Origin of the sequence: Ilumatobacter nonamiensis YM16-303, assembly GCF_000350145.1 — a bacterium.
GTDB lineage: Bacteria > Actinomycetota > Acidimicrobiia > Acidimicrobiales > Ilumatobacteraceae > Ilumatobacter_A > Ilumatobacter_A nonamiensis.
In genome coordinates, this window is record NZ_BAOL01000062.1 from 24,172 (window position 1) to 46,241 (window position 22,070).

Below are 22,070 nucleotides of genomic sequence, written 5' to 3' on the forward strand. Positions count from 1 at the left end.
TCGACTCCTCGTGGAATCCGAACAACGCGTTCTCACCGGCTGGGGCCGGACCGCCCCGACGGTGGCGACGGTGGTTCGCGCGACGGCCGACGAGTTGTCGTCCGACGAAGGGCTCTCGACGATCGTCGGTGACCGGGGAGCGATCGCACGGGGGTTGGGGCGGTCGTACGGCGACCCGGCGCAGAACGGTGGGGGAGCGGTGATCGAGCTGATGCCCGGCTCGGAACCGATCCGCCTCGATGCGGCTGCCGGAATCGCCCACGTCGATGCCGGTGTGAGCCTCGACGTACTGCTGCGCGAGATCGTTCCGCAGGGATGGTTCGTGCCGGTCACGCCGGGAACGCGGTTCGTCACGGTCGGTGGAGCGGTCGCCAGCGACATCCACGGCAAGGGGCACCACGCCGACGGCTCGTTCGGGGCCCATGTGGTGCGGATGGGCATGCTGTTCGCCGACGGGACGCGCCGCTCGATCACGGCCGGGACGGATCCCGACCTGTGGTGGGCGACGATCGGTGGAATGGGGCTGACCGGAGTGATCACCGACGTGTCGTTCCGTGTGATCCCCGTCGAGACCCGCCACTTCGTCGTCGAGACGCGTCGCGTTCCCCACTTCGACGAACTCGTCGAGGCGATGGAGACCAGTGATCGGAACTACCGCTACTCGGTGGCATGGATCGACCTCGTGGCGACGGGAAAGCACCTCGGTCGTTCGGTGTTGTCGATGGGCAACCATGCGACCGTCGATGACCTCCGCGAGATGAAGCCGGGGTTGGCCGAGCGGCCGCTCGATTTCGACCCACGGTCCTTTCCCGACGTTCCACCCGGATTTCCGAACGTCCTGCCGCGTCCCGCTGTGCGCGCCTTCAACGAACTCTGGTATCGGAAGACCCCGAAGCAACACCACGGGATCGAATCGATCACCCAGTTCTTCCACCCGCTCGACATGGTCGGTCAGTGGACGCGCCTTTACGGCAGCCACGGTTTCCTGCAGTACCAGTTCGTGGTCCCGTTCGACGCGGTCGACACGATGCGGACGATCGTTGCCCGCATCGCCGACGAGGGACACGCCAGTTTCCTCGCCGTTCTCAAGCGCTTCGGCGCCGAGAGCGGCGGGTTGCTCAGCTTCCCCAAGCCCGGCTGGACACTGACGCTCGACCTGCCCGCCGGTGTCGGCGGCCTCGACTCGCTGTTGACCGAACTCGACACGCTCGTGCTGGGTGTCGGCGGTCGGCACTATCTCGCCAAGGACTCGTTCGCGACACCCGAAGTCGTCCGCGCCGGGTACCCACGACTCGAAGAGTGGAAGGCGATTCGCTACGGCATCGACCCCCACGGCGTCTGGGCGAGCGACCAGGCCCGACGCCTCCAACTGATCTGAACACTGAACGGAACCCGTGATGATGAACGCATTCGAACAACCGCAGACGATCCTGGTCCTGGGTGGCCGCAGCGAGATCGCCCACGCGATCGTGACCGAGCTCGCGTCGCCGGCACTGACGACGGTGGTGCTCGCGCATCGCGGCGGTGACGTCGTCACGATCGACGGGCTGCCGGACGGGGTGACCGTGCATTGCGTTGCGTTCGACGCGATCGACCATCACACGCACGAGGAGTTCGTGGCGAAGGTGGTCGCTGAGCATGGGGACCTCGACGTCGTCGTGCAGGCGTTCGGTCAGCTCGGCGGTGACGACGTGAACACCGACCCGGTCGCTGCGAGCGAGCTGGTCGAGGTGAATGTCGTCGGTGCGGTCAGTTCCGGACTCGCCGTCGCCGCCCGGCTGCGCGCGCAGGGACACGGCGTGCTGGTCGTGCTGTCGAGTGTCGCGGGTGTTCGCACCCGCCCGTCGAACTTCGTCTACGGAGCGACCAAGGCGGGACAGGATGCGTTCGCCACCGGGCTCGGCCACGCGCTCGTCGGTTCGGGTGCTCGCGTGATGACCGTGCGTCCCGGGTTCGTTCGCTCGGCGATGACCGAGGGCATGGACGAAGCACCGTTCGCGTGCGACCCGAGCGACGTCGCGGAAGCGGTGGCTTCCGGTCTCCGCCGCCGCAAGTCCGTGGTGTGGGCACCGGGGATGCTGCGCGGCGTGTTCACCGTGCTGCGCGTACTCCCCGGATTCCTCTGGCGCAAGCTCGATCGCTGACCCACACCTCGATCAGTCAGCGGTCGGCTGCCTGATGTCGTTCGCGAGCGGGGTGGACCCTCGTGGCGTCAGAACATTCCATGTCCGTTCACCGGGCTGACGGCGTCCGCGATCGGTTGGAGGACGTCCCAGTGCTCGAGGGCGATGCCGTCTGCGTTCATCTTCCAGATGTCGACGCCGGCGACGCCGAGGTCGTCGGGGTCGTCGGTGTAGAGGTTCAAGAAGTTGACGTGGGCCCAGACCCAGTCGCCTGAGGCGATGATCCGGTGGATGACGACACGGGCGTTCTCGCGCTCCTGGGTGAGGGCGGCGAACGCCGCTCCGAGTCCGGCGGCGCCGTCGGGCAGCAACGGGTTGTGTTGGATGTAGTCGTCGTCGACGAGCTTGTTCGCTGCCTCGATGGGCTGTTTCTGGTTGATGGCCTGCTCGTAGAAGGCGACGAGGTTGTCCTTGTTGCGAACGGCGCGTTCATCGGTGGGGTCGAGGATCTCGATCATGGTGTTGTTCCTGTCTGTGGTTGGGGTGGTCATGAGTACCGGAGGCGCAGAGCGTCCAGCTCCTCGGGGGTGGATGTCTGGATCAGCGCGTGGAGCGCTGCGGCGTCGTCTCCGATCGTGGCGGTGCTCGGGGCGGGCGTGCGTTCGGCGATGTCGATGACCTCGCCGGCTGCGGTGGCCGACGGCAGGCCGGCGCCTTGTCCTTCGTTGAAGACGTCGGCGAATCGGGCGAGCGCGTCTCCGTAGAGGTCGCGCTCGTCCGGAGTCAGCGAGTCGATCACGCGATCGAGAAGTGCTGCAGACTTTGCCGGGCCGCCGGTGAGCATGCTGCCGGGTTGGATGATGGTGACGTCGACTCCATGGTGGTGTAGCTCGGCGCGGTAGCCGATCATGAGCGCTTCGGCCGCCGCCTTCGAGGCGGCCGACGCCGTGTTGAAGGCCATGGGGAACGCCGCCGAGATGGTGCTGATCTGCACGATCCTGCCGCCGGCGGCGCGGAGCTGGGGGAGGAAGGCGTTGACAACGGTGAGTGGGGCGAAGGTGTTCACTTCGAATTCTCGGCGGATGGCGTCGAGGGGCACGACCTCGAGTGGGCCGGGCGTGAGGATGCCTGCGTTGTTGATCAGGAGGTCCACTCGACCGCCCGTCTCCTCTTCGACGTGGGCCGCCCACGACCGCACGGCCGTCGTGTCGGTGATGTCGACGTGCGCGAGTTCCACCCCCGTGTCGGCGCTGGAATCTTCGCTGTCGAGTGACGTTCCGAACACGCGGTATCCCTTCGCTGCGAGGCCTGCGGCGATGTCGACTCCGAGCCCGCTTCCGGCACCGGTGACGATGGCGGTTCGGCCCGTCGGTACGGCGCGGGCGGAGTTTCCCGCTGTGCGGTCGATGGTGTTGCTCACGTTGTCTCCTTTATAGTTGACGTATCAAGTACCTGAAATCAACCTACCGGAGTTTGCTTGACTTATCAACCACTATGCTGGGAAGTGTGACGGACGTGAGATGGCTCGACGAAACCCAGCAACAGGCGTGGCAAGCGCTCCTCGTGTTCGTCAACCGGGGACTTCCCGAGATCGAGCGGACGTTCAAGGAGCACGATCTGTTGGCAGTGCACTACGGGATCCTCGTCGCGCTGTCGTCAGCTCCCGACGACACACTCCGGCTTTCGGAACTCGCCGACGCCGCGAACCTCTCGCAGAGTCGCCTGACGCATCGGATGCGCACGTTGATCGACCGGGGAATCGTCGAGGTCGCGACCTCGCCGGTGGACGGCCGTGGCAAGAACGCCACCCTCACGAAGAAGGGTCGTCGACTCCTCGAGAAGGTGGCGCCGCTTCACGCCGAAGAGGTGCAACGTCTCGTCTTCGATCACCTCTCGTCGAAGGACACGGAACACCTGGCGACGGCTCTCTCGAAGTTGGCCGCGACCTTGTGCGACCACGACGCCTTCCTCCCATCGCGCCGCTGATCTTCGACACCGGGTCAGTGCGGCCGGCCGGTGAGTGCCGACAGTCTCTCGATGGTTTCGAGACGACCGTCGGGATGCCGGGCGAAGGAGGTGGGGCTGGGGCCGTGGGTGGGGCCGGCCTCGTCGAAGGGCCACCCGCCGAACGATGTCGTGCGGTAGTCGGCGTACGCCTCGGCGATCTCTTGGTCGGAGTTCATCACGAACGGTCCGCTGGCCACCACCGGTTCCCCGATCGGTCGACCCTGCAGAACGAAGCACGACACCGCCTGGCCCTCGCCGGCGACGATCTGGGTGTCGACTTCGGGGCGCAACCTCGTCGCGGTCGAGTTGGACACGGGTGTCCCGTCGACCTGGAGGGGGCCGCCGTCGAACGCGTAGAGCATGCGGTTGCTGGTGGCCTGGGCTCGCGGGAGCGAGCAGGATGCGCCCGGCTGCAGTTCGATGTGCCAGATGGCGACGTCGTTGCCGGTGGCGTGTGCCCATGAATCCGTCGGAGGCGATGGCGGTTGGTGTCCGTCGAAGCCGCCTGCGATGACGGTGACCACGCACCCGTCGCCCTCATCGACCAGAGGGATGTCGCGCTGCCAGAGCATCTGGTATCCGGGATCGACGAACTTGGACCGGGCCGGCAGGTTGATCCAGATCTGGAACAAGTCGAGCGGGTTCGGTGCTGCGTCGTCGAGGAGTGGGAACATCTCGGAGTGGTTGATGCCGCTCCCGGCGGTCATCCACTGGACGTCCCCGTGTCCGTAGCGACCGGTGGCTCCGAGTGAATCAGCGTGGTCGCACCACCCGCGGCGGGCGAAGGTGACGGTCTCGAAACCGCGGTGGGGGTGCCGGGGAAAGCCGGGGACGTCCCGTCCGAAGTACATGTTCCAGCCGTCGGTCGACGTGAAGTCGTTGCCGGTCGTTCGCTGGGAGAGGTCGGCTCTCGGTCCGAGTTCGCCGTTGGCGACGGGGTAGGCGTCCGGGTGGTGGGCGGCGATGATGAACGGGTCGAGCGCCTGCCATGGTCGTTGCAGCGGCTCGACGGCGATGATGGTTGACATCTCACTTCTCCCTCGTGGTGTGACGGTCGGGTGTGGTGGCTTCCGGTTGTCGTGGTGTCGCGTTGCTAGATCGGATAGGTCGTGGTCGCCCGGTGCAGCACTGCATCGACATCGCGCAGCAGCATCGCATCGACCGGGCCGACGATCGGCACGAGATGCAGCGGGCTGAGATCGGAGGCGCCGGTGAGGGTCAGCGAACCGGTGCCGCCCCATACCTCGGCTGTGCGGAACTCCATCTGGGACGGCACGAGTTCGCGGACCACTGGCGGGCGGCCCGGGACCGCCCCGCCGAAGACTCGCAGGCCGAGCATCGGCGATGACGGCGGCAGCGGGTGTTCCGGCGACACCGTGGCGAGCAGCTCTGCGGGCTGGAAGACGCCCTGGGCGAGCAGCACGGGAGCTGGTCGGTGCAGCTCAGCCGAGATCAGACCCTCCGGTGACGGTGTGTGGATGTCGAAGTCGATGGCCGCCGTGAGCTTGGGCAGCCCTTCTCGCTCGCGTCCGGCGAGCATTGCCCGCTCGTTCGGCACGAAGATGTGCGGCACGTACGAGAACGGCTGTCCTTCGAACCGGACCTGAACGGACTGCACGACCTCGCGAAAGGCTCCCGCGGTGCTGAATCGATACGAAGCGAACACGAAGTTGGCGATCGGCTCGTCGTCGATCTCGAGTTCGGCGGGCAGGATCTGTGCGACCGTCTCGGCGTCGGTGGTGTACGTGAAACGCAGTAGATCGAGGCCCCGGAACGAGGCCGAGTCGAATCCGAGCGGATCTGCGTGGGCTGGCATTGTGTCGCCGAGTTGATCGGCGGTGAGATTTCCTCGTCGTGACATCGTCGTCCGAGCTCCTTGTCCGGGTCGTGTACTGTCTTACTTGATACATCAAGATATCTCCGAATAGTTGATGCGACAACCAAATCGGAACGTGACGGTTGCCTCTCGTGCTCTCGTTGCGGAGCCGCCGCCCTCGGGGTAAGTTGACTCATCAACCAGATACTTGATAGATCAACCATTGAGGAGAGATCGTGGCCCACGCAACCGACATCGCCACCACTGCTCGCAAGGTCGCCCGGATCGTCCCCGCGGCCAGCGTGGTGGAGGGAGGTGGTTTCACGGCCAACCGTCCGTTTCCCAGCGCGGCAGCCGATTGGTTCGACCCGTTCCTGCTGCTCGACGACGTGGGACCACGTGAGATCACCCCGGGCAAGGCCGTCGGCGTCCCGCCACACCCGCATCGCGGGTTCGAGACGGTGACGTACGTCGTGAGTGGCGAGGTCGAACACCGCGACTCGACCGGCAACCACGGCGTCATCGGTCCGGGTGACGTCCAGTGGATGACTGCCGGCGACGGCATCGTCCACGCGGAGATGCCGAGCACCCGGGTCCAGACCGAAGGAGGCGTCGGTCACGGCCTGCAACTCTGGGTCAATCTTCCCGCCGCCATGAAGCGAACCACACCGAACTACCAGGCGCTTCGGGCGTCCGACATCGCATCGACGGGCGGTGAGGGTTGGGCCGCCGAGGTGGTCGCCGGCGAGATGCTCGGCGCCGCCGGCCCCGCTCACACGCACACACCGATCGGCTACGCACGGGTCACCGTGCTGCCCGGAACGAAGCTGAACATCCCCGCCACCGATGGCCACACCGCACTCGTCTACGCCGTCGCCGGAACGGCGTCGATCGGCGCCGAGGGCGACCGGCTCGAAGCGCACCACCTCGCCGTGCTCGATCGGTCGACCGGCGACATCGTGCTCGACGTGCCCGCCGACGCGACCGACGCGTTCGACTGCCTCGTCCTCACCGGCGAGCCCATCGACGAACCGATGGCGCGTCGGGGCCCGTTCGTGATGAACACCCCGGCAGAGATCGACGAAGCGTACGCCGACTACCGCGCCGGCCGGATGGGCTCGATCGCCGCCACGGGCGCAGCCTGATGCTGTCAGCACCGACCCGGCAGCACCACCGCAACAGCGACGTAGGAACCCTCATGGAAACCGAGCACCCGATCCCTCCAACCGCTGTCGACCGCACGTCGTCAGGGCATCTGTCCCGACGGTCACGATCGGCGCTGGCCATTGCGACTTCGTCGCTGGTCGTCCTCGCCGGCTGCGGCGACGACAGTCCGACCCCATCGGTCGCGGCAGTGACGCTCGAGATGTCGGACTTCTCGATCGCCATGCCGGACCGCATTCCATCCGGCTTGATCGAGGTGGACGGTCTGAACGACGGCGACATCATCCACCAGGCCGTGATCGCCGAACTGCCCGATGGCGTCAGCAGCGCCGAGTATGTCGAGTCGTACCTGGACAACGCCGCACTCGCCCTGACCGACGCCGACCTTCGCGGCGGCGTTCAGCTCGTTCCTCCGGCGAGCGAACAGACCGCCACGGTCGAACTCGACCCGGGCGACTACGTCGTGTTCTGTTCCCTGCCAGGCCCCGAAGCGGGAGAGAGCCATCTCACCAAGGGAATGTGGACCGACCTCACCGTCGACGGGTCGACGAGCGACGGTCCGAGCCGGATCCCTGATCTGGGTGTCGACGACACGATCGAACTCATCGACTTCGCGTTCGGGGTGCCCGACACGGTCCGGTCCGGCGACGTGTACAACGTGGTCAACACCGGAACCCAGGTCCACGAGATCGGCATGGCCGCACTCGACGATGGCGCCACCAGAGATGACGTCCTCGCCTTCTTCACCGGACAGGGTCCCGAAGGCGAAGGCCCGCCGTTCCGGGATCTCAGCGGCGTCGGCCTGCTCAGCCCGGGTCAGGCACAGACCTTCTCGATGGATGTTCCTCCCGGTCGCTACGTCTTCGTCTGTTACGTTCCGTCGCCTGACGATGGTGTACCGCACTTCCTGAAAGGCATGATCCAGGTCGTCGACGTCGTGTAAGACGTGCCTCGGTCCCTGCCCACGCGCTCGTTCAGGTGCGCGAGATCACCGACGGTGATGGGTTGCCGGTGGACTGCCAGGACGGTGCCCGCAAGAGTGGTCCGCCTGCCCCGATCGGCCTGACGAGCACGTCGGTCGGTTCGTCCGCGTCGCCGTTCCATTCAGCGTGTTTCCACCAGTGGAATCCGACCTTGTCCGCGACGCTTCGAGACGGGGCGTTCTCGGGTTCGATGAAGCAGAGCATCTTGCCGTCGTCGGTGCGGTCGGCAAGTGCGAGCAACGCGGTCACCGCCTCGGTGGCAAGACCTTTGCCTCTCGCCGCAGGGACAAGACGCCACCCCCACTCCAGGTACTCGGCTCCGTCGAAGCTGATGACGCCGACGCCGGTGTACCCCACGATCGTTCCTGATGCTCGTTCGACAATTGGCTGCTTGGCATACGCGACCAGCTCGGACATGTCGAGCATGTGGTCGAAACGGGCATTGGCGGAGTCGATGTTCAAACGGGCGCCGTACACCATGAATTCGTCATCTGTGAACAGCTCGACGAACCTGTTCCGGTCCGCCTCGACCGGGCGTCGCAGCAGCAGCCGTTCTGTCTCGACCGTCACGCCTTCGACGGTACAGCTCTGGCCAAGGCACCCGTATCGCTCGTCGCAGATGGTCGATCGAACCGAACAGTACGGCACGTCTGCAAGGTCGGCGGTTTGTCGACGTGACGCGAAGCGCGTTCCACCTCGCCGGTCGTCGACGTCGGTCAAGTAGACGAACAGATCGAGTTGGGTGAACGTGGGGTCGTCGCTTGGAACGAGAACCTATGGTTCAGGTAGTCCCGATGCAGCGGCTGGTCGCAGCCGGCTGCGCCGGAGTATTTCGGCCAACTCTCCGCTGGTGTGATGCGCACATCGTCGTCGGCAAGGAGTTCCCTCGCCAGCGAGGTCAGCGTTGGATGGACAGCGAGCGCGCAAAGCTCGACACCGTCGAACGGGAACGAGCCGATTCCGGCGAACTCGTCTCCGAGGTAGCGCTCACGTCGAGCAGGCCCGGGATCACGACGAACCCATCTCCGAGCAGGGTGTGTCGGCGGCTCGGCATACACCGAACGCTACGCGCCCCGCCTTCGGCTGCGATCCCAGCATTCCCCGAGGAGCTTGCGACCCGAGCGATATCGCCGCCACCGCTGGTCACCGAAGAGTGCTCTTGAACGTCACGACCGTGCTCGTCCATGTGCGCGAGAGCGTGGAACAACGCAACGTCCGATTGTCGCCAGACGTCGCCGTGACGGCTGCATACCGTTGCTGACATGCCCACCGACTATCGACTCGTCCCGATCGTCCCGGACATCGCTGCCGAACTCCGCAGCGGTGGCGGGGAGCGCTTCATCGCCGACGCCAAGCCTGGGTACCCGTGTCGGCAGTGCCTCTGCGATGCCGAGATCGGAGAGACACTCATCCTCGTTGCTCACGATCCCTTCAGCATCGACAGCCCATACCGATCGCGCAGTCCGATCTTTCTCCACGAGCAACCCTGCAGCCCACCCAGCGATGTTCGGGTTCTTCCCGACCAACTCACCGGACGTCAACTGTCTGTTCGGGCATTCGATCGTGATGCCATGATGATCGACGCTGCGGTCATCGACGGGACCGACCTCGACGATCAACTGCGACAATTCTTCGACGACGAAGCCACCGCCGAGATCCACGTTCACAACGCCACGCGTGGCTGCTGGGCAACCTTGGTCAAACGCCCGTACGGCACGGATGCGTCGGCCATCCACTCCTGAGGGAGCGGCGACGGTGACTTGGTGGGTGCGCTCTCCGATGCCGCGTATGGGCAGCCTCGGTCGCCGCCGCCCGAGTGCTCCGAGTGCCGTGCTCTACGCCGAGCGTCGACGCTAGGACCCCTGTTCGACACCCGGAACATGCGGTTGTGTCGAGACCGTCCCGGAATGGCTACTGAGCATGTGGACGAAACTGGGCGGTGCCTGACAGGTCGGTGCACTTCAGTGGCAGTGGCGGGCGGGCGGTGTGACATTCGGGTCGGGTAGTTGGACGGTGAATCGGCTGCCTCGGCCGTGTTCGCTTGATACCTCGATGGTTCCGCCGTGTGCGGCGACGAGCGCTGCGCACACCGAGAGCCCGATTCCGCTGCCGCCGGTTGCGCGGCTGCGGGAGTGGTCGGCTCTCCAGAATCGGTCGAAGACGCGCTGCTGTTCGATCGGTGTGAGTCCGACACCGGTGTCGTTGACGTGGAGCACGATGTGTTCGTCGGTGCGGCTAGCTTCGATGGTGATCGTTCCACCTGCGGGGGTGTAGGCGATGGCGTTCTTGACGAGGTTGTGAAGGACCTGCTGTATCCGAGTCGCGTCGATGTCGGCGACGACGGCCCCTTCCACGACGACGTGAAGCGCCAGGTCGCGTTCGGCGGCCGAGGAGTTGTACGTGGCGATTGTCTCGGTCACCAGCAAACCGACATCTGTGAGCGCCGTTTCGACTCGCAGAGCACCGGCGTCGGCGAGCGCCAAGTGTCGAACGTCCTCGATCAGGCGAGCCAGGTGATTCGCCTCGGCGTGGAGCCGACCGATCAGCGCTGTATCGATCTCGAAGACACCATCTTGGGCGGCTTCGATGTTGCCGATGATCGTCCCGATCGGATTCCGCAGCTCGTGGGCGACGTCGGCGATCATCGTGGTGCGGGCGGCCTCGCTGCGCTGCAGGTTGGCGGCCATCGTGTTGAACGAGTGAGCGAGACCGGTCACCTCGGGGGTGCTGTGGTTCGTGGCGACTCGCTGGTCGAGGTCGCCCCGTCCGAGTCGATCGGCCGATTCGCTCAGCGCGTCCACAGGCCGGGTGATTCGCCGGGAGACCCACCACGCCAACAACACGGACGTCGCTGCCACGCCGGCGAGAGCGAGCAGCGTGCCGATGAGATCGAATCCGGTCCCGTCCTCGGGGGGCTGGACGTCGACGAAGAGGCCGACCGGAGGAGAGAAGCCGGCGACCTGATCGAAGCATCGGTCGCCGCACGACGTGGTTGCGTCGTCGCTGATTGCACCGTTGTCGTCGACGGATGCGACGAGGCCAAAGGCCGGGTTGATCACCGCGTCGACCGAGAAGTCGAGTGCGTCGGTCGGCGACGAGTCTGAGTCTGCGAGCACGCGTCCGGTGTCTCGCTCGATGACCACCACGCGGACACCGACGCTCGCAGCCGCGTCGCGCACGGCGGCATCGAGGCCGCTCCAGTCGTCCGACGATGTACCCGCGCCCATGATGTGGTCGAGAGCGACTTGTTGTACGACCAGGGCATTGCCCGTTCGGGTTCGTTCTCCCTCGCCCTGGATGTTTCGAAGGTGGTTCGTCGTCAGCGTCGCGGTGAGCACGGACGCGACGACCGCAACAAGGAGTGACCCTGCGAGCACTTGGGCTTTCAACGACGCCCTCATTCGTCGGCCAGTTTGTACCCGCGACCTCGAACGGTGAGCACGTAGCGAGGCTGTGTGGCGTCGTGTTCGATTTTGCGGCGCAAGTTGAACAGGTGCATGTCCACCGTGCGTTCGAGGGCATAGTGATCGAAGCCGACCGCCAGGTCCAGGATCTCTCGGCGCGTGAATGCCCGACCGGGACCGGTGGCCAACGCTGCGAGAATGCCGAACTCGCGCGGTGTCAGGTCAACTGGCGTTCCTCCCAGAGCAGCTTCGAATCGTTCCGCATCGACGACGAGTTCACCGATCTCGTATCGCCGGAGATGACTGTCGAGGCCGGACCGTCTCAACGCCGCTCGGATCCTTGCGACCAACAGGCGGGGGGAGTACGGCTTGGCGACGTAGTCGTCGGCGCCGACGTCCAAACCGGCGAGAACGTCGGATTCGTCCGTCTTCGCCGTGACCATGATGATCGGCACCGGCGACTCCGACCGGATCAGACGGCACAGGTCGACACCGTCGAGACCCGGCATCATCACGTCCAGCACGATGAGATCGGGCGGAGAGCGACGGTATTCGGCCAGAGCGAGCAGACCGTCGCCAGCGACGCGAACATCGTGGCCTTCGTGCTCCAGGTATGACTGGAGCACGAACGCCTGACCCGCATCGTCCTCAGCAAGCAGGATGCGTGCCATCGACATCGAGGCTACGAGCCCGGGTCGTATGACGCATCAGGAACCCAGACCGGCGATGACCTCATTGGCGAGTTCCCATCGCGCCTGGGCATCTGCGACCTCGTCGTCGATCTCGACGATCAACTCCTTGAACCCCTCTTCGTCGAACGGTGTGCTCGTCTCGATGCCAGCAAGGTTCAATGCTGCGGCCATCGCGTCGGTCTCTGCATTCACCGCAGAGACATCCGCAGCCGGAAAACCCTCCGTCACGAAGGCGGTGTTGTACTCGCTCATCGCTTGCTGAGCTTCATTGCCCCACTCCTCGACGTACACATGTCCCGACGACCCGTCCGCGTCAGTCCACGTGTAGTCGACGCCACGAGCCTCGAGCCAGTCGGCGATCCCGGCATTCTCAGCAGCACTGACGGCAAGCTTGTACCGCACCGACGGCGTCGGCTCGTCGAGCCGGACCTCGGTCAGCACATCTACGGGCACCGACCGATCCGCTCCGGCATCCAGCGCGAAGGTCGCTGCGGGAGCGGCCACCGCCATCAACATCGCGCCTGCGATCGTCAACTTCATCGACTTCCTCATGATTGGTTCCTTTCTCAGGTCGTCGGCGACCTGCCGACCACGTGGAAGTCACCGTGCCGGAACCACGATCAAGGCCTGATCAAGAGCCGATCAGATGCCAGTCAGATCATCCAGGTCCATCCTGTTCGACCGCGAAGAAGTTCACCCGCAACCAGCTCCTCAACAAAGACGAACGCATCCTCGCCGACCTCACACCCGCAGAACTCGTAGTGGAGAACCGCAAAGAGTTTCAACTGCCAGCAGCGCATATCAACACCGTTCAACCAGGCCGTGGCCCGTCCGGGAACGGCACCGATGCGCTCGGTTCGGTGCGCGCGATCACACGGGGCGGGCGTTCTTCACACCGTTGATTTTGCCGCCCGGGTATCGATACGAGCACGACCGAGAGGCGCCGGGCGGGGTCACCCGCCGGATAGGGCGCTACAGTTTCCGGTCCGGGCGAGGTGTGTCGGGGATCGCTCGCTGTCGTCACATCGGCGAACCAGCGGCCCGCCGTCGGCATGTATCACCCGATCGGAGAAGGGATCTGGAAGCCCTTCGCGTTGTACGTCCTCGACGTTGCCGACGGTCGACTTGCGGCGATCATCCACTTCGTGGGATCCGAGGTCTTCGTGGAATTCGGTCTGCCGGAAGTACTCGATTCGGCTACACGCTGAGGCTCGTCGCAAGAAGATCGACGAAGACCGATCAGTTTCTGGGGGCCGCGTCGTCTGTACACACAGCAGCGGCGCATCCGGCTCCGCTCGATCGAAAGGAAACCCCATGACCCGCTCCGTCACCGCCCACCTGTTCAGTTCCGCCAACGGCGTCAACGAGTCGCCGAATCTGTTCCAGTTCGATTCGTTCGGGCCCGAGGAAGGTGAAGCGATGGGCAAAGCGATCGCCGGCGTCACCGACGTGGTGATCGGCCGCAAGCTCTGGTCGGAGTGGTCGGCGTACTGGCCGGAGAACTCCGACGACGGCTTCGGCGACTTCATCAATCCGGTGCGCAAGCATGTGGTCTCCGACACGATCGACGGCGACCTCGGCTGGAACAGTGTGCGCATCGAGGGCGATCCCGTCGACTACGTCCGATCGCTCGCCGAGGGCGAAGGTGGCGGCATCACGGTTGCCGGCGGGATCGAGACCGTCCGCTCACTTTTCCTCGCCGGCGTGATCGACACGCTGACTCTCACCATGCATCCGGCCATCACCGGAGAGGGTCGGCGCGTGTTCGACGACAGCGTGCCCCTCACGCGCCTGCAACTCGTCGACAGCCAGATCACTGCTGCGGGCAACGCCATGCTCACCTACACGCTCCGCAACGGACAGTGAGAAAATGGCCGGCAGCCGCACGACCAGATCAATCCGATCGAAGGAGAGTCATGGAACCAGTAGCAGTCATCTTCGTCATCGCAATCGCGATCGTCGGCGCGATCGCCTGGCGGGCCTTCGTCACGGGCTGACGACGCCGCACTGCCGTCGACCAGCGACACGATCCGCTCGATCAAGGAGCGATTGCTCAACGGACGTGGGCATTTTCCCGGAGTTGGCTGGCAGCCCCGACGTTCCCAGACGCCACCACAGGAGTCAACATGACCGGACCAACCACCGAGCTCGACACTCGATTCAGCGATCCCGACGCCACCGTCACCGACTGGGCGACAACGACACGGATCCTCGAAGCTGCACAGCTGTCCTGGATCACGACCGTGCGCGCCGACGGACGGCCACACGTCACGCCCCTCGTCGCCGTATGGCTTGACGACGCCGTCCATTTCACCACCGGCGCCCGTGAGCAGAAGGCGGTGAACCTCGCACACAACCCGGGCGTCGTGATCACGACGGGGAGCAACACCTGGGACCGAGGCACCGACGTCGTCGTCGAGGGAACCGCAGCCCGAGTCACGCACCCCGACACCCTCCAGCGGCTCGCCGTAGCGTGGCATACCAAATGGGACGGTCAGTGGGACTACCGCGTCACCGCCGACGGGTTCACCCATGGCGCCGGCGACGAATCGCTCGTGTACCGCGTCGAGCCCCAGAAAATCCTGGCCTTCGGCAAGGGCACGTTCAGCCACACCCGCCACCGTTTCACCGGCTGACCAACCTCCGGCCGATCCCGGTCCGGACCGGAAACCGACGCGAATGGTCCATCTCCCAGCCCGACCCCGGCGGACGGTCGTTCAGCCGGCGAGTTCTTCGGGTACCGGTACGAGGGGGTAGATGCCCTCGACGTCGGCGCCGCTGATCCCGCCACCGCCCTCGCACCGCTCGAAGAGCATCAACAGGTTCGATTCGTACTGCTCGACGAGGCAGAAGTTGTCGGCGATCGCCTGATTGTGTTCCTGCGACTGGCGCTTCACCGATGTGTTCGGCTCGAGCCAACCCGACCAGAAGTTCGTGAGGACGACGAAATCGGCCTCCTCGATGTCCTCGGCCAGTCCGGAGCCCTCGGTGTCGGCCAGACCGGGGTCCATCTCGATGAAGTACGTGTCCGGATCGAGTTCGTCGAACAGGAAGTAGATCGACACGTCGCTGTAGACGGTGCGGCTGAGATCGGCCGGGCCGACGATCAACGAGTCGCCCGGTTCCATCAACGCTTCGAGGTCGGGAATCATCTCGTTGAGGGCGTTCGCGACTTCCGGATTGCCGAACCAGAACTTGCGATCGTCGCGCTCGACGAGGAATGGCAGCGGAAGGTCACCCACGGCGACGCGGGTGTGCAGCAGGTAGTAGCGGTACGTGTAGAACGGGCTGACGACCAGCATCAGCGCCAGAACGGCAACCGCACCGGTGACCAGCGAGCCTCGGCCGAGCCGATCGCCGACCCGGTCTCGGAACACGTGAACGACGAGGTGGGTCACCAATGCGGCGAGGAGTGGCCACGAGACCATCGCCACCCAGGCGAGGTGCGTCGAGTCGGGGCGTTGGAACGCCTGGGGCAGGATGCCGAGGCCCAGCACGCCGGCGATCAACAGTGTGTCGATCGTCGGGTTCGCCCCGTGACGACGTCGAACCCACCACGCGCCGGCAGGAACGCCGATGGCGATGATCATGACGGCGAAGAACCAGAAGAACAGCTGATGATTCGCTGACAGCGCCGGGAGCGGCCAGTAGGGCGGAAGGCCTTCGGCGACGGCTTGGAGAGCACCGTCGACCTGTCCGAACGATGGGGGAGTCGGCAGCTCGCGGCCCGGACGGAGGTGGACGACCGGGTCGACGACGACTCCCTCGATGACCGGTCCCGGACCGGCGATGACCAGGTGGATCCACATCGGGAGCAGACCCAGGAATCCGCCGCCCACGACCCACCAGAGCGCGGTCCGCCGGTACGTCCACCCGGCCACGAGCAGCATGGCGACGACGGCGATCACGACGTCGGGTCGGAACGAGAGCGCGAGCCCGGCGAGCAGTCCCGAGATTCCCCACGTCAGCGTGGACCCGGTGTTCCGCGCTCGGATGGCGAACACCGTCGCCCACAGTGCCAGGGCGACCGCCCCGTGCCATGCCAGCGCGGCGAGGCCGATCGGCGTCATCGTCAGGAGTGACGCGATCACTCCGGCACCGACCGCAGCGATGCGACCCCACGGCCGAGTCAGCGCGTAGAGGGCGAAGATGATCGCCAGGTTCTGGAGGAGGCCGAACGCCCGCTCCGCCTCGAGGGTGTAGCCGAAGATCCAGTACCACGCGGCAAGCGCGTCGAGTGACCCGGGACCGTAGAGGTGGAGGAAGTCGACGTTGGGCACCCGACCCTGCTGGACCAGTCGGGGGAAGACGAGCATGAAGCCCTCTTCCATCGAGGACCCGGGAGCGCGGAACAGGCCCCGCACGGGGAGCATCGCGAAACCCAGCAGCGCCACGACGGCGACGAAGCCGCGTGTGGACCACCGAAGCGGCCCACCGAGGACGAAGGGAACGGGGGAGGACGGGTGTGCCGTGTCGCCGAGGCCCTGCTCGGAGATGACCGTCTCATGGACGTCGGTGTCGGTCAGGTCGGACAAGCGCCCGCATGGTATCCACCGCAGGGACCGTCCAGGGCGTATGGTCGATGGCGATGACGGCCGACCCCCTCGACGGCCTGCGCCACGACGCGCAGGAGCTCATCGGCCGCGGAATCCGGCGTGTCCACGTATTCGCCTGGCGCGACCTCGACGACCCTGATGCCGGCGGTTCCGAGGTCCATGCGGACGAGTGCGAGCGACGCTGGGCCGAGGCGGGCCTCGAGGTCGTGCACCGCACCTCGACGGCGGTCGGTCGTCCCGAGGTGGCTGAGCGCCACGGCTACCGCGTTGTCCGTCGCGGCAGCCGCTACACGATCTTTCCGCGGGCGATCGTGTCCGAGCTGACGGGACGGATGGGACGTTCCGATGCGCTCGTCGAGGTGATGAACGGTGTCCCCTTCTTCTCGCCGCTCTGGTATCGACGGCCGCGGATCCTGTTCCTCCACCACGTCCACGGACCGATGTGGGACCAGATCCTCCCTGGGCCGCTCGCATCGTTCGGCCGCACGCTCGAGGCGCGGATCGCACCTCCGATCTATCGACGCGGCCTCACGGCGACACCGTCCGAGGCGACGCGTGAGGAATTGCTCGAACTCGGATTCCATCCGGACCGCGTGACGGCGATCCCGAATGGAACCGACCCGGTGTTCTCGCCGGGTGGTGAGAAGACGGTTCACCCGTCGGTGGTTGCCGTCGCCCGGCTCGCGCCGGTCAAGCGCTTCGGGCTGCTCATCGACGCCGTCGCCACGGCGCGGTCGCGCGTGCCCGGAGCGACGCTCACGATCGTCGGCGACGGCCCGGAGCGGCCCGAACTGGAGGCGCAGGTCGCTCGACTGGGGGCGGGGGAGTGGGTCACGTTCGTCGGACGGGTCGAGCACCACGAGCTGGTCGACATCTATCGGAGGTCGTGGATCGTCGCGAGCGCCTCGCTGGCCGAGGGTTGGGGACTGAGCCTGACCGAAGCCGCCGGATGCGGGACACCGGCCGTGGCAACCGACATCCGGGGTCATCGCAGCTCGGTCGTCGATGGTGAGACCGGGCTCCTCGCGCCGCCGGATGGTCTCGGTGCCGCCATCGCCCGAGTCCTCGATGACGCCGATCTGCGCCAGCGTCTCGGTGCAGCAGCGGAGCGTCGTGTTCGATCGATGACCTGGGACGCGACGGCCGCGGGAGTTCTCGCAGTGCTCCGGCAGGCGGCGGATTCATCGACCCGTCGACGATGACCAAGTGCCGTCGACGGCAGAACCAGCCGCATGGGGAACTCGCGAATACGGCGGACGCGCAGGCCATCGATCCCACAGACCTCACCGACGTGACGTGACCCGGCGCCGGACATCCTTCCAATCGAAGCGAGCGCAGTGATTGCGGCATCGAAGGAGCGTTTGCTGAGGTCGGAGCCGCCTTCGTCTCGGTAGTCGTGGGTTCGGTCGAAGACATCGACTTCGGCTCGTGGGCGGTGAGCGCGACCGTTCCGCTGGATCCCGTTCGTCTGCGTACCACCTCGCTCCACCTCGCCCCCGTCGTTCGCGGACTGACACACTCGCCGCAAGCAAGCGAGCCCATCGGGGGTCGCACGAAGGGGATTCATGACACGACGAGTACGTATTGTGGCCGCGACGCTGGTGGCGGGAGCGATGATTGCGAGCGCCTGTGCCGGTGGGGATGACGATGCCGGCACCGACACCGGCACCGACTCCGGCGCCGACGAGGAGTCGGCCGACACAACCGTTGACACGGACGACACGGGCGGTGAATCCACCGACGACACGGGCGATGAATCCGGCGACGACGCGATCGAGGGGGACGGGGAAATGACCCCCCAGCGTGGCGGCACGTTGACGTACCTGCTCGAGGCCGAAACCGACACCTGGGACACCCCCAATGGCAATTGCGCGGTCGCCTGTATCACCGTGATGCGAAACGTGTCCGACACCTTGACGATCGTGAACGAGGACAACCAAGTCGAACCGTTCGTGCTGGAAACCTTCGAGCCGAACGAGGACTTCACCGAGTTCAACATGACGATGCGTGACGGAGTGACGTTCCACGACGGCACGCCCGCTGATGGTGCTGCGTTGCAGCGACACCTGATCGCCCAGGCCACCGGTGTGTTGCGGGGTCAGTGGTTCCTCGACCTCGCCAACGGCCCGGCGATCGGTGATCCCGCTGCCGCCGAGGAGAGCATCGTGTTGAACGATGACGACTCCGTCACGGTCAGTTTCTCGCGGCCCACCGCCACCTTCGGCTACTCGATTGCCGACCGCGATGGCTTTCTGCAGTCGCCGACTTTCTGGGATCTGCCCGACGAGGAACGGCGCGGCGCGCTCCCGATCGGCACCGGACCGTTCGTCATGGAGGAATGGAACCGTGGCGAGCAGACGACGCTGGTCGCAAACGAGAACTACTGGCGTACCGACTCCGAGGGCGAAACCCTGCCATATCTCGACGGCATCAACTTCCGCCCGGTGCCCGATGCGGGCGACCGGCAGGCCATCATGCAGTCGGGCGACGCCGACCTCAACCAGGACAGCCAGAGCGTGACCGTCGAGTTCTGGCAGAACGACTGGGTCGACGAGGGCGGCCAACTCGCACGTGCGTTCCCCGCTCAGGAAACCACGTACCTCATGTTGAACAACTCGCAGCCGCCGTTCGACGATCCCGAGGTGCGCCGAGCCTTGGCGCACTGCACCGATCGCGAGGAGTATCTGACGTTCCGGGCACAAGGCAACGTACTGGCCGAAGGGCCGTTCGCCGAGGGTGCACCCGGCTACCTCGAGGATTCAGGATTTCCAGAGTTCGATCCCGATGAGGGCAATCGCATCTTCGACGAGATCGGGCGCCCCGAGGTGATCGAGTACGGCACGACGAACGTGCTGGCCAACCTGGAGACAGCGGCGCTGTTCCAAGACCAGTGGTCGACCAATTGTGACCTCAACGTGGCCATCGATCAGTTCGAGCAGACCGAGCTGATCACCAAGGCACTCGGGGGCGACTTCCAGCTCGTCTCGTGGCGCAACCACGGTCAGGGCAACCCCGGGCTCGAGCTCGAGCAGTGGCACAGCCGCCACACCGAGGGCTCACCGGCGATCAACTTCGGCCGGATCACCAACGACACGATCGACGAACTGCTCCTCGAGGTTCGAGCGACCACCGACGCCGATGAAGTCGACCGGATCGGCCAGGAGATCAACGCCGAGTTCGCCGACCAAGTGCACAACATCTGGCTGAACCACACGATCTGGTCCAACGCCTATCCCGATGATGTGCACGGCGTCCAGGAGATGTCCCTCGAGTCGGGCAACACCGTGCGCGGCGCGGTCGGGGGTCGGGTCTGGATCCAGGAAGCCTGGAAGGAGCAGGAGTGATCCAGCTCGGTCGTCGCGTCAGGACGGATGGGGGCTTCGTCGTCGGCCATTCATCAATCGCGATGATCGTGTGAAACTGACCGGATGAGCATCGACGTTCGCCAGTTCGAAGCAGGCGACTGCGAGAGCGTGCGTCGACTCTCCGGGCGACTGACAGAAGGTGTGGCGTCCTGGCGAGAAGCCGGGGCAGTCTCCCGGGCAGTGCAGGAATGGATCGACACGTCGTCGTCGACAGACTTCGAGGGCGCGGCGTACGTCGCAACCGACGACGGAGATGTGGTCGGTTTCCTGTCGCTCTCGACGACCACGCACTTCGGCGGAGAGGTTGATGCGTACATCGGCGAACTCGTCGTCGATCCCGCCACCGAAGGGCGAGGCGTCGGCGCTCACCTCGTCGCTGCGGCCGAGCGTCGAGCGCGTGCTGACGGTCATCGCTGCATCACCCTCACCACCGGCGCGGCCAACGCGCGAGCGCTGAGCTTCTATCGTCATCTCGGCTATCGGGACGAAGCCATCGAGCTGACCAAAGTCCTGACCGACTGAGCCGTCGATCGAGTCGAGGGCTGCCTTCACCCGCTCAGAAATCGAGCAGTAGCAAGTCCGAGGGGAGAACGCAGCCCAACGGCGACCCCACCCGCTCGAGATGTCGGTTGCTCAGCGGCGCAGCTTGGCGCGCAGCTTTCGATACTGCCGAACAACGAAGTTGACTGCCGCGACGAACAGGAACTGGTCGCCCTCGACTGCGGGGTTCTCGTCAGCGTTCCAGCGTTCGTGGACCTCTTCGTTGCGCTCGGATGGAGGCTCGTTCACGCCTCGAGAGTACTCACGTCCGGCGATGCCGGGATCGAGCGTCGGCGGATCACCACGATGATCATCAGCACGAAGGTCGTGAGGAACTGCAGGAAGTAGCGGCCGCCGGCCAGGGCGTCCGGGTTGCGCAGGACCGGGCTGAAGCTGCTGAAGTCCCAGATCCAGTGCACGACGATCGGCAGGGCCATGCCGCCGCCCACTCGTCGGCAGAGATAGAGCAGGTAGCCGGCGAGGATCGCCCAGATCGCCTGGAAGACCGCCGCGCCACCCGCGAACACGATGTTGACGAGGTGGAAGCTCCCGAACAGGATCGAGGAAAAGGCCGCCGCCACCCACTCACGGTGTCGATCGCGCATCGAGCGCAGCGCGATCCCGCGGAACAGCAACTCCTCGTTCAGCCCGGTCGCGAAGGTGCCAACAACGAGCAGGAGGACGAATCCGATTCCGGCATCGGCGAGGTTGACGTAATCGGTGGTCGCGACCGCAACGACGATCATGCCGATCGGGACGATCGCCACCCAGCGCTCGGTCGGCCAGCGCTCGTGCCGAACGTCGTCGACCCACCGCAGGTGAACGATCACCCAGATCGCGATGAGCGCGGTTCCCAGCTTCGACACGATCTCCCACTGGACGAGCCCGCCCACCGTCTCGAATGAATCCTCGGCGACTCCGGGAACGACGAACAGCGCGACGACCTGCGGCACGAACCACGCGCCGATCAGGACACCGATCAGCTTCGGTGTCGACAGCGTCTTCGGCGGCGGTGTGTCCTCGGAGGTCATGGTGCAGAGTCCGAACGAGCGAGGTGGCCGACGTCGGTCGGCGAAACCTAGCCCTGGTCGCCGTGGTGGGCAAGCAAGCTCGGACCGGGTGCGCCGGTGCGGTCGGTCGCGCTCGCGCGTCAGATCATCCGGCGGAGAAGGCGGTCGCGGTCGATGAGCTGATGTTTGAGCACGAGCCCCACGTGAGTGGCGATCGCGACGAAGAACACGACATGTGCGGCGACGTGGACGGCGACGAGGTCATCCTCGCCTGCGGCGATGATCCACAGACCGGAGAGTGGGATCACGAACATCGTCCCGTAGAGGACCCGCTCGGTCCAATGAGCCAGCACCCGTTCACGCCCGCTGAGGGACTCGGCCCACGGCGGGAGTGGGGTGGCAAGCCGCCA

25 protein-coding genes are annotated in these 22,070 nt (G+C 65.6%); 13 read left to right on the forward strand and 12 right to left on the reverse strand.

What is annotated here, in order from left to right:
- The first annotated feature begins 10 nt into the window (after window positions 1-10).
- Together dprE1 and dprE2 are read left to right on the forward strand one after the other, a co-directional pair.
- Complete coding sequence (gene dprE1 / locus ON45_RS07290) at window positions 11-1,378, forward strand: FAD-binding oxidoreductase (protein WP_040492979.1); 1,368 nt, start codon at window positions 11-13, stop codon at window positions 1,376-1,378.
- Window positions 1,379-1,397: 19 nt separating this feature from the next.
- Window positions 1,398-2,144: a decaprenylphospho-beta-D-erythro-pentofuranosid-2-ulose 2-reductase gene (dprE2, locus tag ON45_RS07295; RefSeq protein ID WP_040492980.1), complete on the forward strand. Its 747-nt coding sequence runs from the start codon at window positions 1,398-1,400 to the stop codon at window positions 2,142-2,144.
- A gap of 68 nt (window positions 2,145-2,212) precedes the next feature.
- Here the strand turns inward: dprE2 and ON45_RS07300 are convergent, their stop codons facing one another.
- Both ON45_RS07300 and ON45_RS07305 read right to left on the reverse strand, forming a co-directional pair.
- On the reverse strand, window positions 2,213-2,641 hold the full coding sequence (locus ON45_RS07300; protein ID WP_040492981.1) for a nuclear transport factor 2 family protein: 429 nt from the start codon (window positions 2,639-2,641) through the stop codon (window positions 2,213-2,215).
- A 29-nt stretch (window positions 2,642-2,670) separates the two neighbouring features.
- Window positions 2,671-3,543 (reverse strand): SDR family NAD(P)-dependent oxidoreductase, encoded by an 873-nt coding sequence (locus ON45_RS07305; protein WP_241432168.1) that lies wholly within the window; start codon window positions 3,541-3,543, stop codon window positions 2,671-2,673.
- A gap of 86 nt (window positions 3,544-3,629) precedes the next feature.
- On the opposite strand from ON45_RS07305, the gene ON45_RS07310 reads away from it, so the two are divergent.
- Window positions 3,630-4,109 (forward strand): MarR family winged helix-turn-helix transcriptional regulator, encoded by a 480-nt coding sequence (locus ON45_RS07310; protein ID WP_158412265.1) that lies wholly within the window; start codon window positions 3,630-3,632, stop codon window positions 4,107-4,109.
- 14 nt (window positions 4,110-4,123) lie between these two features.
- Here the strand turns inward: ON45_RS07310 and ON45_RS07315 are convergent, their stop codons facing one another.
- Complete coding sequence (locus ON45_RS07315; RefSeq protein ID WP_040492983.1) at window positions 4,124-5,158, reverse strand: pirin family protein; 1,035 nt, start codon at window positions 5,156-5,158, stop codon at window positions 4,124-4,126.
- 65 nt (window positions 5,159-5,223) lie between these two features.
- Window positions 5,224-5,946: an acetoacetate decarboxylase family protein gene (locus tag ON45_RS07320; RefSeq protein WP_158412267.1), complete on the reverse strand. Its 723-nt coding sequence runs from the start codon at window positions 5,944-5,946 to the stop codon at window positions 5,224-5,226.
- A 236-nt stretch (window positions 5,947-6,182) separates the two neighbouring features.
- Here ON45_RS07320 and ON45_RS07325 point away from each other — a divergent pair, with 236 nt between their 5' ends.
- Both ON45_RS07325 and ON45_RS07330 read left to right on the forward strand, forming a co-directional pair.
- Window positions 6,183-7,091 (forward strand): pirin family protein, encoded by a 909-nt coding sequence (locus ON45_RS07325; RefSeq protein ID WP_051062675.1) that lies wholly within the window; start codon window positions 6,183-6,185, stop codon window positions 7,089-7,091.
- Window positions 7,092-7,144: 53 nt separating this feature from the next.
- The gene (locus tag ON45_RS07330; RefSeq protein WP_148288567.1) at window positions 7,145-8,053 is read left to right on the forward strand and encodes a cupredoxin domain-containing protein; all 909 of its coding nucleotides are present in this window, start codon (window positions 7,145-7,147) and stop codon (window positions 8,051-8,053) included.
- A gap of 31 nt (window positions 8,054-8,084) precedes the next feature.
- On the opposite strand, the gene ON45_RS07335 is transcribed toward ON45_RS07330, so the two are convergent.
- On the reverse strand, window positions 8,085-8,663 hold the full coding sequence (locus ON45_RS07335) for a GNAT family N-acetyltransferase (RefSeq protein ID WP_158412269.1): 579 nt from the start codon (window positions 8,661-8,663) through the stop codon (window positions 8,085-8,087).
- 692 nt (window positions 8,664-9,355) lie between these two features.
- Here ON45_RS07335 and ON45_RS07340 point away from each other — a divergent pair.
- Window positions 9,356-9,835 (forward strand): DUF1203 domain-containing protein, encoded by a 480-nt coding sequence (locus tag ON45_RS07340; protein WP_051062676.1) that lies wholly within the window; start codon window positions 9,356-9,358, stop codon window positions 9,833-9,835.
- Window positions 9,836-10,054: 219 nt separating this feature from the next.
- On the opposite strand, the gene ON45_RS07345 is transcribed toward ON45_RS07340, so the two are convergent.
- The 3 genes from ON45_RS07345 to ON45_RS07355 are packed head-to-tail and all read right to left on the reverse strand — an operon-like array spanning window position 10,055 to window position 12,741.
- Window positions 10,055-11,494, reverse strand: coding sequence for a sensor histidine kinase (locus ON45_RS07345; RefSeq protein WP_083914567.1), 1,440 nt, complete (start codon window positions 11,492-11,494; stop codon window positions 10,055-10,057).
- A complete protein-coding gene (locus ON45_RS07350; RefSeq protein ID WP_040493007.1) occupies window positions 11,491-12,168 on the reverse strand; it encodes a response regulator in 678 nt (225 codons plus the stop codon). Before ON45_RS07350 ends, ON45_RS07345 begins: the two co-directional genes overlap by 4 nt.
- A gap of 36 nt (window positions 12,169-12,204) precedes the next feature.
- On the reverse strand, window positions 12,205-12,741 hold the full coding sequence (locus ON45_RS07355) for a hypothetical protein (protein ID WP_040492987.1): 537 nt from the start codon (window positions 12,739-12,741) through the stop codon (window positions 12,205-12,207).
- A 41-nt stretch (window positions 12,742-12,782) separates the two neighbouring features.
- Here ON45_RS07355 and ON45_RS22590 point away from each other — a divergent pair, with 41 nt between their 5' ends.
- From ON45_RS22590 to ON45_RS07370, 4 genes are all read left to right on the forward strand, one after another.
- Window positions 12,783-13,091 carry a hypothetical protein gene (locus ON45_RS22590; RefSeq protein WP_148288568.1) on the forward strand — a complete coding sequence of 103 codons (309 nt, stop codon included), beginning with the start codon at window positions 12,783-12,785 and terminating at the stop codon, window positions 13,089-13,091.
- Between the two features lie 93 nt (window positions 13,092-13,184).
- Entirely contained in the window at window positions 13,185-13,397 is a 213-nt protein-coding gene (locus ON45_RS07360) for a hypothetical protein (protein ID WP_040492988.1), read from the forward strand.
- A gap of 106 nt (window positions 13,398-13,503) precedes the next feature.
- Window positions 13,504-14,055 carry a dihydrofolate reductase family protein gene (locus tag ON45_RS07365; protein WP_040492989.1) on the forward strand — a complete coding sequence of 184 codons (552 nt, stop codon included), beginning with the start codon at window positions 13,504-13,506 and terminating at the stop codon, window positions 14,053-14,055.
- Between the two features lie 260 nt (window positions 14,056-14,315).
- Window positions 14,316-14,825 (forward strand): pyridoxamine 5'-phosphate oxidase family protein, encoded by a 510-nt coding sequence (locus ON45_RS07370; RefSeq protein WP_040492990.1) that lies wholly within the window; start codon window positions 14,316-14,318, stop codon window positions 14,823-14,825.
- Between the two features lie 81 nt (window positions 14,826-14,906).
- On the opposite strand, the gene ON45_RS07375 is transcribed toward ON45_RS07370, so the two are convergent.
- Entirely contained in the window at window positions 14,907-16,724 is a 1,818-nt protein-coding gene (locus ON45_RS07375) for a glycosyltransferase family protein (RefSeq protein WP_040492991.1), read from the reverse strand.
- A gap of 53 nt (window positions 16,725-16,777) precedes the next feature.
- Here ON45_RS07375 and ON45_RS07380 point away from each other — a divergent pair, with 53 nt between their 5' ends.
- The 3 genes from ON45_RS07380 to ON45_RS07390 all read left to right on the forward strand — a co-directional run bounded on the left by ON45_RS07380 (window position 16,778) and on the right by ON45_RS07390 (window position 20,632).
- Window positions 16,778-17,947 carry a glycosyltransferase family 4 protein gene (locus tag ON45_RS07380; RefSeq protein ID WP_241432169.1) on the forward strand — a complete coding sequence of 390 codons (1,170 nt, stop codon included), beginning with the start codon at window positions 16,778-16,780 and terminating at the stop codon, window positions 17,945-17,947.
- A 363-nt stretch (window positions 17,948-18,310) separates the two neighbouring features.
- On the forward strand, window positions 18,311-20,089 hold the full coding sequence (locus ON45_RS07385) for an ABC transporter substrate-binding protein (RefSeq protein WP_083914569.1): 1,779 nt from the start codon (window positions 18,311-18,313) through the stop codon (window positions 20,087-20,089).
- An 84-nt stretch (window positions 20,090-20,173) separates the two neighbouring features.
- Window positions 20,174-20,632 (forward strand): GNAT family N-acetyltransferase, encoded by a 459-nt coding sequence (locus ON45_RS07390; RefSeq protein WP_040492993.1) that lies wholly within the window; start codon window positions 20,174-20,176, stop codon window positions 20,630-20,632.
- Between the two features lie 111 nt (window positions 20,633-20,743).
- Here ON45_RS07390 and ON45_RS23010 read toward each other — a convergent pair whose 3' ends face one another.
- The 3 genes from ON45_RS23010 to ON45_RS07400 form a co-directional block, all read right to left on the reverse strand.
- On the reverse strand, window positions 20,744-20,899 hold the full coding sequence (locus tag ON45_RS23010) for a hypothetical protein (RefSeq protein WP_158412273.1): 156 nt from the start codon (window positions 20,897-20,899) through the stop codon (window positions 20,744-20,746).
- Window positions 20,896-21,681 carry a CPBP family intramembrane glutamic endopeptidase gene (locus ON45_RS21225; RefSeq protein ID WP_051062678.1) on the reverse strand — a complete coding sequence of 262 codons (786 nt, stop codon included), beginning with the start codon at window positions 21,679-21,681 and terminating at the stop codon, window positions 20,896-20,898. The genes ON45_RS23010 and ON45_RS21225 overlap by 4 nt, the downstream gene beginning before the upstream one ends.
- Window positions 21,682-21,800: 119 nt before the next feature.
- The coding region (locus ON45_RS07400) for a cytochrome b (RefSeq protein ID WP_206537661.1) at window positions 21,801-22,070 on the reverse strand (270 nt) is incomplete at its 5' end.

Excerpts from the sequence above, each read along its gene's own strand:
- dprE2 (WP_040492980.1), top strand. The coding sequence starts at position 1,398 with ATGATGAACGCATTCGAACAACCGCAGACGATCCTGGTCCTGGGTGGC.
- ON45_RS07300 (WP_040492981.1), bottom strand. The coding sequence starts at position 2,641 with ATGATCGAGATCCTCGACCCCACCGATGAACGCGCCGTTCGCAACAAG.
- ON45_RS07315 (WP_040492983.1), bottom strand. The coding sequence starts at position 5,158 with ATGTCAACCATCATCGCCGTCGAGCCGCTGCAACGACCATGGCAGGCG.
- ON45_RS07320 (WP_158412267.1), bottom strand. The coding sequence starts at position 5,946 with ATGCCAGCCCACGCAGATCCGCTCGGATTCGACTCGGCCTCGTTCCGG.
- ON45_RS07330 (WP_148288567.1), top strand. The coding sequence starts at position 7,145 with ATGGAAACCGAGCACCCGATCCCTCCAACCGCTGTCGACCGCACGTCG.
- ON45_RS07340 (WP_051062676.1), top strand. The coding sequence starts at position 9,356 with ATGCCCACCGACTATCGACTCGTCCCGATCGTCCCGGACATCGCTGCC.
- ON45_RS07345 (WP_083914567.1), bottom strand. The coding sequence starts at position 11,494 with ATGAGGGCGTCGTTGAAAGCCCAAGTGCTCGCAGGGTCACTCCTTGTT.
- ON45_RS07350 (WP_040493007.1), bottom strand. The coding sequence starts at position 12,168 with ATGGCACGCATCCTGCTTGCTGAGGACGATGCGGGTCAGGCGTTCGTG.
- ON45_RS07355 (WP_040492987.1), bottom strand. The coding sequence starts at position 12,741 with ATGAGGAAGTCGATGAAGTTGACGATCGCAGGCGCGATGTTGATGGCG.
- ON45_RS07365 (WP_040492989.1), top strand. The coding sequence starts at position 13,504 with ATGACCCGCTCCGTCACCGCCCACCTGTTCAGTTCCGCCAACGGCGTC.
- ON45_RS07370 (WP_040492990.1), top strand. The coding sequence starts at position 14,316 with ATGACCGGACCAACCACCGAGCTCGACACTCGATTCAGCGATCCCGAC.
- ON45_RS07380 (WP_241432169.1), top strand. The coding sequence starts at position 16,778 with ATGACGGCCGACCCCCTCGACGGCCTGCGCCACGACGCGCAGGAGCTC.
- ON45_RS07385 (WP_083914569.1), top strand. The coding sequence starts at position 18,311 with ATGACACGACGAGTACGTATTGTGGCCGCGACGCTGGTGGCGGGAGCG.
- ON45_RS07390 (WP_040492993.1), top strand. The coding sequence starts at position 20,174 with ATGAGCATCGACGTTCGCCAGTTCGAAGCAGGCGACTGCGAGAGCGTG.
- ON45_RS21225 (WP_051062678.1), bottom strand. The coding sequence starts at position 21,681 with ATGACCTCCGAGGACACACCGCCGCCGAAGACGCTGTCGACACCGAAG.